Origin of the sequence: Candidatus Thermokryptus mobilis (assembly GCF_900070205.1) — a bacterium.
Classification (GTDB): domain Bacteria; phylum Bacteroidota; class Ignavibacteria; order Kryptoniales; family Kryptoniaceae; genus Kryptonium; species Kryptonium mobile.
This window is the reverse complement of record NZ_FAOO01000002.1, coordinates 14,650-26,037: the sequence shown is the minus strand read 5'-3', so window position 1 is coordinate 26,037 and position 11,388 is coordinate 14,650. Positions and strand designations below refer to the sequence as shown.

Genomic DNA, 11,388 nt, shown 5'->3' with positions numbered 1-11,388 from the left:
ATGATAATTAAAGCGTTTGAATCAGGACCTCTTTTAACTATCGGTTACCTTGTTATTGATGAGAAAAGCGGGTATGCGGTTGTGATTGATGCGCCAAAAGATTCAGCTTCAGTTATAGTTGAAGAAGCGAAGAAATATGATTGCGAAATACTTTGCCTTATTAATACACACGGGCACTGGGACCACATCGCAGATGACGCTGAAATTGTCCGCTTGACATCAGCCAAGGTCGCAATCCATGAAAGAGACGCTCGCCTTCTTGAAGACCCTAAATCAGTCGTTTATGAAATTCCTTTCAGGATAGAAGGGATAAAGCCAGATATAATTTTAAATGATGGAGATATAATTGAGGTTGGAAACCTAAATTTAAAGGTGATTCATACGCCAGGTCATACGCTTGGGAGCATTTGTCTATATGAGGAGAAGGAGAAAGTCTTGTTTAGCGGTGACACCTTGTTTTCCGGGACGATCGGCAGGACTGATTTACCAGGTGGTTCGTTTGAGGAGATAATAAAATCAATTCAAGATAAAATTTTCGTCCTTGATGATGATGTCGTTGTTTACCCAGGACATGGACCATCAACAACTGTCGGCAAGGAAAAAAGATATAACCCCTTTTTTAATGAGATCGTTATAAACAAAGGGGAAGAGGGGAAATGAAAGTTGATCCAAAGACGCTTTCAAAGTCGCAGGTGTATAAACTTTTGATAAGTGCGGTTATTCCAAGACCAATAGCACTCGTTTCAACAATCGGTGAGAATGGTTTCGTGAATGTTGCTCCTTTTAGTTTTTTTGGCGGTATAAGTTCAAAACCACCGATAATCTATATTTCAATTGATCGTAAAAGAGATGGGGACAAAAAGGATACATTGAAAAACATTGAATATAGTGGTGATTTTGTGGTTAACATTGTAACTGAGAACATAGCGGAGAAGATGAATATATGTGCTGTTGATTTTCCATTCGGTGTTAGTGAAGCGGAGTTTGCTGGCTTAACGCCCGTCGCATCTGAGATTGTGAAATCCCCCAGAATCGCTGAATCGCCGATAAATCTTGAATGTAAAGTTTTAAAAATTGTTGAACTTGGTGATTCGCCCAATTCCGTTGTTTTTGGTGAAGTCGTTTTATTTCATATAAAAGATGAGGTCTTTGAGGATGGAGTTGTGAACCCGATGAAATTAAAAGTTATAGGACGACTTGGTGGAAATTTTTACACAAGGGTTGACAACATTTTTGAGATGAAACGAATGAGTTATGGCGAATTCAAACAAATTTATGGGCTTGGCGATTAAAAATTAAATTTTCAACTTGGCGATGTTCATAAGGTATTCAAAATGGACTGAACAGTCAATGACTGACGAACAAAGGTTACAGCAATTGTTATCCCTTTTCAGTTATCTTCTTTTGAAGACAAGCGGTGATGTTCGTGAGGCGCTTGAGTGGATGAGAGCAATAGGCGAAGAAAATGAACTTTTTGACGATAAATTTACATTTGAGGATTTCGTTCAGAAGTTAAAGGAGCTCGGTTATATAGATGAGGCGAAGGATATGTTAATTTTGACGACGAAAGGTGTTCAAAGGATTAGGCAAGATGCATTGAATGAAATTTTCACGAATTTGAAAAAGGGACCGCTTTCAGGTTTTCACGAGACGCCCCACTCTGGTGAGGGGATTGACAGGTTGAGCGAGACGCGACCGTATCAATTTGGTGATCAACCTACAAATATTGATTTGACATCAACTGTTACGAATGCTTTGATAAGGGATGGGATTGACGATTTCACGATAAGGGAAGAGGACTTGCAAGTTTATGAGACGGAATTTATGACTTCATGTGCAACTGTTATTTTGCTTGATATAAGCCACAGCATGATTTTGTATGGTGAGGACAGGATAACTCCCGCTAAGCAAGTTTCCCTTGCTTTGGCTGAACTTATAACGACGCGTTTTCCAAAGGATAAGCTTTACATAGTTGTATTTGGCGACGATGCCAAGTTGATAACTTTGTCAGAGCTTCCTTTTGTAAGCGTTGGTCCGTATCATACGAACACAAAAGCAGCGCTTCGGCTCGCAAGACACATTTTAAGAAAAGAGGGAAGTGTGAACAAGCAGATTTTCCTTGTAACCGATGGGAAACCGTCGGCAATTTTTGAGCCGGATGGGAGATTGTATAAAAACTCCTTCGGTCTTGATCCTAAAATAGTTAACAGGACGCTTGATGAAGCTGTTGCTTGTAGGAGGGAGAAAATAACGATTTGCACTTTTATGGTGGCAAAAGATCCATATCTGATAAATTTTGTTGAAGAACTTACCAAAGCTAATCGTGGGAGGGCATATTATTCATCGCTTGATAAACTTGGAGAGTTTGTGTTTGTTGATTATATAAGAAATAGAAGAAAGCGACTGAAATATGACCTTTGATGTTTTTTATCTTCCGATTATTATCCTTCTTGCGAGGAAATCGGGTAAGCCGTTTTGGAGGATTTTTAAAGATGCCTTATCAACTTCGTATTCAGAGCGGATATTTTCATATGTCCAGGTATCTGTATCAAAAATCCCAAAGCTTAATCTCCAATCGCCATCCCTTGGTTGTCCAATGCTTCCGACATTTATTATGTATCTGTTATTTTTGTCAATTTTTCCATTGTAAAAGCCCGTCTCGGGGAAAATTCCTGGAAGATGTGAGTGACCGATAAAGCAAATTTTTTCCGTAAAGTATTTGAATTGAACTTTCGCTTGTGCTTCGGTGAAGATGTATTCCCATTCTCTTGGCTGTGCTGGGGAAGAGTGAACGAAAAGCAAGTTTTTAAGTGAGATGGTGAAAGGCAGTGAACGTAAGAACTCAAGATTTTCTTCTGTCAAAACACTTCTCGTCCATAGATTTGCTTCGCGGGCGTAAGAGTTAAAGTAAGCGAGTTCTGTTGGGTCAACCGCCACAGCGAAATCATGATTTCCCATCACTACATATTTTGCGCGTTTTTTTATGATCTCAACGCATTCGTTTGGGTTTGCTCCATATCCAACGATATCCCCGAGGCAAACGATCTCGTCAATGTTTTTCGTATCAATTATTTCAAGCGCCTTTGTCAGCGCCTCAAGATTGGAATGTATATCCGATATTATAGCTATCCTCATCCGATGAGCTTGAATTTAATTACAGCCCAATTCTTTTCTAATTTACACAAATTGAAGCGAAAAATAAAAACATCTCTATTTGTTTTTTTTGCCTTGTTTGGTTATATTTAAAACAAGTTTTAAGTTGGCACATAGCCCAAGACCCATTTTACAAATCCTAAACGAGATTTTTATGAGATTATTCAGGTTTGGTTTTGGGAGAAAAAGGCAAAAACTTTATACGATTTTATTTTTTTCTAATAGCGACGAGAAGCCAAAGGGCATAAAATTAAGCCGTGAGGCGTTGATTTTATATGTTTTTTTAATTGTGTTTTTTATCTCTGCTGTTGTCCTTGTGATTGTGATAAACACTCCGATAAAATACATAGTTTTCCCGGAGACATTTGCTGAGAGCAGAGAAAGGGCTAAAAGGTTACAAGAGCTTTCACAGCGACTTGAGATGTTCGCTTATGAACTTGAAAAGGTAAAACTTTATAACAATCTTTTGAGGCAGGCACTTGGGGAGAAGACAGGTGATAGTATTGAGGTTAACCTGAGACGCCTTGAGGAATTTTCCCGTAGACCTAGGGAAATTTCAGAGGATGGGTTTGAAGTCCTTCAAGTTGTTGAAAGCGAGAGGATCAGACCGAAGTTTATTTTTCCAGTTTATAATGGTTTTGTGACGCGTGGTTTCGATTCTGAAAAACAACATTACGGAATTGACATCGCAGCTAAGGAAGGGGACCCGATAAGGGCAATTGATGATGGATATGTTGTTTTTTCAGATTGGACTTATAATGACGGTTATGTTGTAATCATGGTTCATAGTGGTGGATATATGAGCGTTTATAAGCATGCTCAAATGAATTTAAAGGCAAGGAATGTTTTTGTCAGGCAAGGAGACGCAATTGCTTTAGTTGGGAGAACTGGTAAAACGGGGAATGAGCCGCATCTTCATTTTGAGCTTTGGAGAGATGGAAAGCCTTTAAATCCGAAATTTTACATCCCAAATTAATCAGGTCAATTAAAGATGGCTTTGCTTGGAGGGAACAAGGAAAGCAAGGGTTCAAGCGTAGAGATTAACATTATCGCAAACGGCACAGTGATTGAAGGTAAGGTTGTAAGTCAAGGTAGTATGAGGATTGATGGTCGCGTTATAGGTAATGTTCATGTTAACGGGAATTTGACGATCGGGGTAACAGGGGAGGTCAATGGTGATATTGAGGCGAAGAATGTCATCATAGGCGGGAAGGTTAACGGGACAATTGTCGTGGCGGAGAAACTCGTTTTTGAAAGCAAAGCAGTTATAAAAGGCGATGTTAAAGCATCAAAACTTGTCGTTGATGAAGGAGCGATATTTGATGGTAAATGTGTGATGACAAGCGCTTCAACAGTTAATAAAGCCACTTAAGATGTCAGATGAGGAGAAAAAGGAGAAGACGCTTCAGAGCATAGGGCGAGCTGTTAGAGAAATTGCTCCATATAGTGGACTTGGTTTGCAGCTTGCGGTTACGGTTGTTTTGTTCTGGTTCATAGGGAAGATGATTGATGAACATTATGGGACACAACCTCTATGGATGATCGTTGGAGCGATGGTTGGAATAGCGGTTGGGATGTATAACTTTATAAAGTCGGTGATTGAACTCGGGAAGAAAAAAGAAAAGAAGGATGGGAATTAACATCTGGAAATTTGTTAAATATATATCGGTTGTTGCACTTGTTACATGGGCTTTGATTTTATATCCGCTTTTTAAATTTGGAAGCGATGGATTTATAACCTCTTTTGCGGTCGGTTCTTTGATAAGCTTAATTAACTCCATTGTTGGTTTTCTTGTGATAAAACACGGAATGGCGAAGTCAGATAGAGAGTTCTTTAAATTGACGATAGGAAGTATTGGTTTGAGATTGTTTTTGATAGCTGGTTTAATTTTAATTTTGTTGAAGTTTTTGAATTTTGAAATTTACGGGCTTGTAATTTCTTTGCTTCTCTTTTATTTCCTTTTCCTTGCGGTTGAAATCGTCTTTTTTGCGAAATTAAAAACAAAAAGGGAATTTTAGACGAGGTGTTTTTAAGTAATCTGGCGTTCGCAAGTGATACACTCAAACACGCTGAAGAAGCACACGGCGGTGAAAGCTCAAGCTGGATGCTTCACCACATAGCTGATTCAAGGACAATTGACCTTGAGCCATTTGGACATATAAATCTTCCGCAGTTTCCACCAATTCACATCGGGGGAATTGAAATAGACCTTTCAATTACGAAACATGTTTTCTTTATGTGGATTGTCTCGCTTGTTTTGGTCGTAGTTCTTTCGCTTGTTGCAAAAAGTTATAGGAAGCAGGTTGTACCGAGGGGTTTGGCGAATTTAGTTGAGGTTTTTGTCGTTTTCATCAGGGATGAAATAGTTTTGTCGGTCATTGGTAAAGAGGGTTTGAAGTATCTTCATTATTTTTTGACGCTTTTCTTTTTCATTCTTCTTTGTAATCTTTTCGGTTTGATACCATATGGTGCAACAGCAACTGGAAATCTTGCCGTCACAGGTGGGCTTGCGTTTCTTTCGTTTATTTTGATACAGCTTGCGGGAATAAAAAAACATGGTTTGATCGGTTATTACAAAGGGCTTGTCCCACACGGTGTCCCTGGTTTTGTTGCGCCAATTATGTTCATAGTTGAATTTCTCGGTTTATTTGCAAAAGCATTTGCCTTGACAGTTCGTTTGTTCGCTAATATGACCGCAGGGCATATTGTTATTTTATCGCTTATAGGTTTGATTTTCGTCTTCAAAAGCGTTCTCGTTGCTCCAATCTCAATTGGATTTGCAATTTTTATAAATCTTCTTGAAATACTTGTTGCGTTCATCCAGGCATATATTTTCACTATGTTAACGGCGTTGTTCGTGGGTCTTTCAATACATCAACATTAAAAACAAAAATAAAAAACAAAGGAGGTAAAGCATGCCAGAATTAGCACACATCGCAGGTGGTTTCGGTGCTGCATTATCGGTTATAGGGGCAGCTTATGGTATAAGCAAGTTAGCAGCAGCGACAATGGAGGCAAGCGGTCGTCAGCCAGAAGTCGCTGGTGAAGTTAGGACATCAATGATAATATCAGCAGCTTTAATTGAAGGCGTTACATTGTTTGCTGAGGTAATTTGTATAATACTTGCTTTGAAGTAAAATAAAAAATTTTCAAAGAAAGATGTTAGAGATAAATCCTGGTGTTGCGATATGGACGATTGTAACATTTCTGATTCTTGTTGCGGTTTTGAAGAAAGTCGCTTGGGGACCGATAACTGAGGCGTTGAATAGACGCGAGGAAAGTATCAGAAAGGCGCTTGAAGATGCACAAAGGGCGAGGGAAGAAGCGGAGAGATTGATGGAGGAAAACAAGCGTAATCTCGCAAGGGCTGAGGAGGAGGTGCAAAGGATTATCCGTGAAGGGAGAGAGACAGCTGAAAAGATAAGAAATGAGATACTTGAGAAAGCGAGAAAAGAAGCGGATATGATGATTGAGAGAGCGAAGGAAGAAATAGAAAGACAGAGAGAACAGGCGATGTTACAGCTCAGGGCTCAGGTTGCTGAACTTGCGCTTCAGGTGGCTTCAAAATTGATTGATGAAACGCTCTCAACGCAAAAGCATAAGGAACTTGTTGAAAAGTATTTACAAGGGATTTCTTCAAGTGGTAGAGCTTAGTAAAAAATCGGGATTTTGAAGATGGCGAATTTGAGAATAGCGAAAAGATATGCGAAGGCATTGTTTGAAATCGCGGAGGAGATGAAAAAACTTGAAAAGATCACGAATGATGTTGTTTTCATTGACTCGTTGATAAGAAGTTCCCGTGAATTACAACTTTTTCTTAAAAGTCCGATTATAAAAGAGGACAAGAAAAGAGAGGTTCTCAAGGAGATTTTTTCTGACAGCCGTGTTGACCCAGTCACTTTGAAATTTATAATGCTTCTTGTTGAGAAGAAAAGGGAAGATATTTTGCACGACATAGTTAAAGTTTATCGGCAGATTTACGATGAGAAGATGGGTATCGTTAGCGCTGAGGTTATAACAGCTGTTGAAGTTGGTGAAAGGTTGAAAAAGAAAATTGAACAGAAAATTCTTGAATTGACTGGGGCTAAAAAGGTGAAGGCAAGTTATAGGGTGGACCCTTCAATAATTGGTGGTATTGTTATAAGGGTTGGAGATACTGTTTATGATGCGAGCATAAGAAGGAGAATTCAACTTTTGCGTGAGCAATTGATTTACGGAAGTTAAAAAGAAAATTAAAGGGGTTGGCTATGGCGACAGTTGAAATAAGACCGGATGAAATATCCGCAATTTTGAGAAAGCAATTAACTGGATTTGAAAAAGAAGTTGACATTTATGATGTTGGAACGGTTTTGCAAGTTGGGGATGGAATTGCGCGTGTTTATGGGCTTTCAAAAGTTATGATGAGTGAATTGCTTGAATTTCCAAACGGTGTTATGGGAGTTGCGATGAATCTTGAAGAGGACAATGTTGGATGCATTCTCTTCGGTGAGGATACGCTTGTAAAGGAGGGAGATATAGTTCGTAGGACTGGCAGAGTTCTTTCGGTGCCAGTTGGTGAAAAGCTTCTCGGTAGGGTTATAAATCCGCTTGGGCAACCGCTTGATGGTAAAGGACCTGTTGAATTTGAGAAGTATATGCCAATTGAAAGGAAAGCGCTTGGTGTTATATATCGGCAGCCAGTTAAAGAGCCGCTTCAAACGGGGATAAAAGCAATTGATGCTATGATTCCGATAGGTCGCGGGCAAAGGGAGTTGATAATTGGTGATAGGCAAACGGGAAAAACAGCAATAGCAATTGATACGATAATAAATCAAAAATTTACTCACACAGAAAGAGCAAAACAGTTAGGGATTAAGCCAGTTTATTGTATTTATGTTGCGATAGGTCAAAAGATGTCAACTGTTGCTCAGGTTGTTGCCAAGCTTGAGGAGGAGGGGGCGATGGATTACACAATTATCGTCGTTGCTTCTGCAAGTGATCCAGCGCCATTGCAGTATATTGCTCCTTACGCTGGTTGCACTATGGGTGAGTATTTCAGGGATTCGGGGAGGCATGCTTTGATAGTTTATGATGACTTGAGTAAGCACGCATGGGCATACAGGCAGGTGTCCCTGCTTTTGAGAAGACCACCAGGGAGAGAAGCGTATCCGGGAGATATTTTTTATCTTCATTCACGACTTCTTGAAAGGGCTTCAAAGTTAAGCGATGAGCTCGGTGGAGGAAGCTTAACTGCTCTGCCTATAATTGAAACACAAGCGGGTGATGTTGCTGCGTATATTCCGACGAATGTTATTTCCATCACCGATGGACAAATTTATCTTGAGCCAGGGCTTTTTAACGCTGGTGTAAGACCCGCAATAAATGTCGGGATATCCGTATCACGAGTTGGTGGAAACGCACAAATCAAAGCGATGAAAAAAGTCGCTGGTAGATTGCGCCTTGAACTTGCTCAATATAGGGAGCTTGAAGCGTTTGCGAAATTTGCTTCCGATTTGGACAAAGCGACGCAGGCACAGTTGAGGCGAGGTCAGCGCTTGGTTGAGCTTTTAAAGCAAGATCAATATCAACCGATGCCAGTTGAAGAGCAAGTTGTTTTGATCTTCGCCGGGACACAAGGTTATCTTGATGAGCTTCCAGTTGAAGCTGTGAGAAGATTTGAGACGGAGTTCCTTGCATTGATGAGGGCAAAACATAAGGACATACTTGATAGAATTATAGAGACGAGAGACCTTGATGATGAAACAACGCAAAAACTTCACGGAATTTTAAAAGAGTTCATCTCGGCTTTTAAAGCGAGCTTGCAGTAATTTTCCGCGGGGGCAATTCCCCCGCTTTTTATAAAAAATAAATTGTTTGACAAATGCCAGCTCTTAGAGATATAAGACGACGGATAAATGCAGTCAGAAGTATCCAGAAGATCACCAAGGCGATGAAGATGGTTGCGGCTGCTCGTTTGAGGAGAGCACAGGAGAGAATAATTTCAGCAAGACCTTATGCGAAAAGAATTGAAGAAATTATACAAAGGTTTGTTTCAGTTTTTGAAACCTCACAAAATCCATTGCTCAAAAAGAGGGAGGTTAAAAACATCGGCATTGTTGTAGTCACGGCAGATAGAGGGTTATGTGGTTCGTTTAACACAAATATTATCCGGGCGGTTTTGAATTTGATAGAAAAAAGAAAAAAAGAATTACCACCGGATGGGAAAATAAAACTTATTTGCGTCGGTAAGAAAGGTTATGATTATTTTAGCAGACATAGAAAGGGGATTGAGATATTCGCTGGTTATCCGGGTGTCTTCAAAAGGACGATTGAAATATCCGATGTTAGAGAGATAATGTCCAAAGTCGTTGGTGGTTTTTTGAGTGGGGAATTTGATAAGGTTGAAATAGTTTACAATGAGTTTAAGTCAATAGTTCAGCAGAGAATCGTAATTGAGGATTTCCTTCCGATAGTTCCGAAGTTTGAAGCTGTAAAACCATCAAAGGGAGTTAAAGTTCCGTTAGTTGAATACATTTACGAACCTGCCCCGATTGAAATACTTAACAGTTTACTCCCCAAGTATCTGGAGACACATATTTTAAGAGTCCTTCTTGAGTCAAACGCAGCTGAGCAAGCTGCGAGGATGACAGCTATGGATAACGCAACTGAGAATGCGAATGAATTACTGCGCGATTTACAACTTCTTTTCAACAAGACGCGCCAAGCTTTGATCACGAAAGAGATGCTTGAAATCGCAGGTGGAGCTGAGGCATTGAGAAAAGCAGGTGCTTCATAAAATTTCACCAAGCCATTGTTGATAGGTCTATTTCAATGCTCTTTGATTCGTTGACGAAGATCACCTCATCGCTTTTATCGGTTATCTCAATTTCCCAATCACCGCGTTGATTTTTTATTGCTGACCCAAAAAGTTTCCTCTTTTTTGTCTCAGTGAAGATTTCCCAAAAGACCCACCCGAAATATGCAGTTTTGTCCTTGATGTAGAAAGCAGGAACGCGAAATCCAATTTCAACATTAACTTCGTTTACTTTCTTCGGCTGAAAGTTCAAATTAATAAGTTTTTGAACGAAAATTTCCACTAAATCTTTACCCTCGTATAGAAGTTCAATCTTCGGGACATTAAATTTGCCCAAGATTACATCTTCAAGCGTTTCTTCTATTTTTTTAATCTCGTTTGAATCAATCAACCCAGTCGGCTATAAATATATTTGTTTCACCTCTTTTTTTGCTGTTTCTGTTTGAAGCCCAGACGAGCTTTTTCCCATCGTGTGTAAACATCGGGAAGCCGTCAAAATCTGGTGTATAAGTCACCCTTTCAATTTCACCTGTTTCAATGTTTACGATGTAAAGGTCAAAATCACGCCCTTTTGGATCGTGCATATTTGATGAGAAAATGATTCTTTTTCCATCGGGATGGAAAAATGGTGCGAAGTTAGCAGCGTTGTTATTTGTTATCTGCCTTTTATTTTTGCCATCCGCATCCATGACGAAAATTTGCAATTTCATCGGCTTTATGTAACCATCTTTCAAGAGTTGATCATATTCGGCGATTTCAGATGAGTCCTTCGGATGATAGGCTCTGTAGCAAATTTTTTCCCCGTCCCACGAGAAGAAAGCACCACCGTCATATCCTTTTTCAAATGTCAGTCGCTTAACATTTTTGCCATTAAGGTCCATCGTGTAAATTTCAAGATCTCCGTCGCGAATTGATGTGAAAACGATTTTATCGCCCTTCGGAGAAACGGTCGCCTCAGCATCATATCCAGGGGTATTTGTCAACTGTCTTAAATTGCTACCATCTGCCTTTGCTTTGAAAATATCATAGTTATCCAAGCCCCAAACATATCCTTTTGAATAATCTGGTTTTGGTGGACATTTTGGACTTATATGATGAGTTGATGAGTAAATTATTTCAGTATCCCCTGGAAGGAAATACGCACAAGTTGTTTTCCCTTTGCCCGTGCTGACAAGTTTTAAATTGCTCCCGTCAATGTTCATTATATAGATTTGATCGCATTCAAAACTATCGCGCGTTGATTGAAAAATTAACTTTGTCTCGTCAAATGAAAAATATGCTTCGGCATTTTCGCCTCCGAATGTCAATTGCTTGATATTCTTCAAGTGTTTTTCAAGTGGATGTCTAAGTGGCTCATCTTGGCGATTGACAAATGAGAAGAATAAAAATGAAATGGCAATTAAGAATAAAGTGCGTTTCATCTCGTTCAAATTTTTTGTTT

At 39.5% G+C, this 11,388-nt stretch carries 16 protein-coding genes; 13 read left to right on the top strand and 3 right to left on the bottom strand.

The window, feature by feature from the left end; all coding sequences use genetic code 11:
* From FKZ43_RS01275 to FKZ43_RS01265, 3 genes are read left to right on the top strand one after another with little or no spacing between them, the layout of a single operon-like run.
* Complete coding sequence (locus FKZ43_RS01275; RefSeq protein WP_140944063.1) at positions 1-660, top strand: MBL fold metallo-hydrolase; 660 nt, start codon at positions 1-3, stop codon at positions 658-660.
* Positions 657-1,292, top strand: coding sequence for a flavin reductase family protein (locus FKZ43_RS01270; RefSeq protein ID WP_140944062.1), 636 nt, complete (start codon positions 657-659; stop codon positions 1,290-1,292). Before FKZ43_RS01275 ends, FKZ43_RS01270 begins: the two co-directional genes overlap by 4 nt.
* 22 nt (positions 1,293-1,314) lie before the next feature.
* Positions 1,315-2,421, top strand: a complete 1,107-nt coding sequence (locus FKZ43_RS01265) for a vWA domain-containing protein (RefSeq protein WP_140944061.1) — start codon at positions 1,315-1,317, stop codon at positions 2,419-2,421.
* A gap of 6 nt (positions 2,422-2,427) precedes the next feature.
* On the opposite strand, the gene FKZ43_RS01260 is transcribed toward FKZ43_RS01265, so the two are convergent.
* On the bottom strand, positions 2,428-3,135 hold the full coding sequence (locus FKZ43_RS01260) for a metallophosphoesterase family protein (RefSeq protein WP_140944060.1): 708 nt from the start codon (positions 3,133-3,135) through the stop codon (positions 2,428-2,430).
* A gap of 172 nt (positions 3,136-3,307) precedes the next feature.
* On the opposite strand from FKZ43_RS01260, the gene FKZ43_RS01255 reads away from it, so the two are divergent.
* From FKZ43_RS01255 to atpG, 10 genes are read left to right on the top strand one after another with little or no spacing between them, the layout of a single operon-like run.
* Positions 3,308-4,129, top strand: coding sequence for a murein hydrolase activator EnvC family protein (locus FKZ43_RS01255; protein WP_140944059.1), 822 nt, complete (start codon positions 3,308-3,310; stop codon positions 4,127-4,129).
* A gap of 15 nt (positions 4,130-4,144) precedes the next feature.
* Positions 4,145-4,525 carry a bactofilin family protein gene (locus FKZ43_RS01250; RefSeq protein WP_140944058.1) on the top strand — a complete coding sequence of 127 codons (381 nt, stop codon included), beginning with the start codon at positions 4,145-4,147 and terminating at the stop codon, positions 4,523-4,525.
* Position 4,526: 1 nt separating this feature from the next.
* Positions 4,527-4,793: an AtpZ/AtpI family protein gene (locus FKZ43_RS01245; protein WP_140944057.1), complete on the top strand. Its 267-nt coding sequence runs from the start codon at positions 4,527-4,529 to the stop codon at positions 4,791-4,793.
* Positions 4,783-5,172, top strand: a complete 390-nt coding sequence (locus tag FKZ43_RS01240; protein ID WP_140944056.1) for a hypothetical protein — start codon at positions 4,783-4,785, stop codon at positions 5,170-5,172. Before FKZ43_RS01245 ends, FKZ43_RS01240 begins: the two co-directional genes overlap by 11 nt.
* 5 nt (positions 5,173-5,177) lie before the next feature.
* Entirely contained in the window at positions 5,178-6,038 is an 861-nt protein-coding gene (gene atpB / locus FKZ43_RS01235; RefSeq protein ID WP_235894658.1) for a F0F1 ATP synthase subunit A, read from the top strand.
* 31 nt (positions 6,039-6,069) lie between these two features.
* Positions 6,070-6,291 (top strand): ATP synthase F0 subunit C, encoded by a 222-nt coding sequence (gene atpE / locus FKZ43_RS01230; protein ID WP_047134272.1) that lies wholly within the window; start codon positions 6,070-6,072, stop codon positions 6,289-6,291.
* Between the two features lie 22 nt (positions 6,292-6,313).
* Complete coding sequence (atpF, locus tag FKZ43_RS01225) at positions 6,314-6,808, top strand: F0F1 ATP synthase subunit B (RefSeq protein WP_140944055.1); 495 nt, start codon at positions 6,314-6,316, stop codon at positions 6,806-6,808.
* A gap of 21 nt (positions 6,809-6,829) precedes the next feature.
* Positions 6,830-7,378 (top strand): ATP synthase F1 subunit delta, encoded by a 549-nt coding sequence (atpH, locus tag FKZ43_RS01220; RefSeq protein ID WP_140944054.1) that lies wholly within the window; start codon positions 6,830-6,832, stop codon positions 7,376-7,378.
* Between the two features lie 23 nt (positions 7,379-7,401).
* Positions 7,402-8,961, top strand: coding sequence for a F0F1 ATP synthase subunit alpha (atpA, locus tag FKZ43_RS01215; protein ID WP_140944053.1), 1,560 nt, complete (start codon positions 7,402-7,404; stop codon positions 8,959-8,961).
* 53 nt (positions 8,962-9,014) lie between these two features.
* A complete protein-coding gene (atpG, locus tag FKZ43_RS01210) occupies positions 9,015-9,929 on the top strand; it encodes an ATP synthase F1 subunit gamma (RefSeq protein ID WP_140944052.1) in 915 nt (304 codons plus the stop codon).
* A gap of 4 nt (positions 9,930-9,933) precedes the next feature.
* Here atpG and FKZ43_RS01205 read toward each other — a convergent pair whose 3' ends face one another.
* Positions 9,934-10,338 (bottom strand): hypothetical protein, encoded by a 405-nt coding sequence (locus FKZ43_RS01205; protein ID WP_140944051.1) that lies wholly within the window; start codon positions 10,336-10,338, stop codon positions 9,934-9,936.
* Entirely contained in the window at positions 10,331-11,368 is a 1,038-nt protein-coding gene (locus FKZ43_RS01200) for a TolB family protein (protein WP_140944050.1), read from the bottom strand. The genes FKZ43_RS01205 and FKZ43_RS01200 overlap by 8 nt, the downstream gene beginning before the upstream one ends.
* Positions 11,369-11,388 lie beyond the last annotated feature (20 nt).

Bases quoted from the DNA above. Each gene is read 5' to 3' on its own strand.
- atpH (WP_140944054.1), top strand. From the start codon at position 6,830: ATGGCGAATTTGAGAATAGCGAAAAGATATGCGAAGGCATTGTTTGAA.
- atpF (WP_140944055.1), top strand. From the start codon at position 6,314: ATGTTAGAGATAAATCCTGGTGTTGCGATATGGACGATTGTAACATTT.
- FKZ43_RS01275 (WP_140944063.1), top strand. From the start codon at position 1: ATGATAATTAAAGCGTTTGAATCAGGACCTCTTTTAACTATCGGTTAC.
- FKZ43_RS01270 (WP_140944062.1), top strand. From the start codon at position 657: ATGAAAGTTGATCCAAAGACGCTTTCAAAGTCGCAGGTGTATAAACTT.
- FKZ43_RS01255 (WP_140944059.1), top strand. From the start codon at position 3,308: ATGAGATTATTCAGGTTTGGTTTTGGGAGAAAAAGGCAAAAACTTTAT.
- FKZ43_RS01265 (WP_140944061.1), top strand. From the start codon at position 1,315: ATGTTCATAAGGTATTCAAAATGGACTGAACAGTCAATGACTGACGAA.
- FKZ43_RS01200 (WP_140944050.1), bottom strand. From the start codon at position 11,368: ATGAAACGCACTTTATTCTTAATTGCCATTTCATTTTTATTCTTCTCA.
- FKZ43_RS01250 (WP_140944058.1), top strand. From the start codon at position 4,145: ATGGCTTTGCTTGGAGGGAACAAGGAAAGCAAGGGTTCAAGCGTAGAG.
- FKZ43_RS01240 (WP_140944056.1), top strand. From the start codon at position 4,783: ATGGGAATTAACATCTGGAAATTTGTTAAATATATATCGGTTGTTGCA.
- atpA (WP_140944053.1), top strand. From the start codon at position 7,402: ATGGCGACAGTTGAAATAAGACCGGATGAAATATCCGCAATTTTGAGA.
- FKZ43_RS01245 (WP_140944057.1), top strand. From the start codon at position 4,527: ATGTCAGATGAGGAGAAAAAGGAGAAGACGCTTCAGAGCATAGGGCGA.
- atpE (WP_047134272.1), top strand. From the start codon at position 6,070: ATGCCAGAATTAGCACACATCGCAGGTGGTTTCGGTGCTGCATTATCG.
- atpG (WP_140944052.1), top strand. From the start codon at position 9,015: ATGCCAGCTCTTAGAGATATAAGACGACGGATAAATGCAGTCAGAAGT.
- FKZ43_RS01260 (WP_140944060.1), bottom strand. From the start codon at position 3,135: ATGAGGATAGCTATAATATCGGATATACATTCCAATCTTGAGGCGCTG.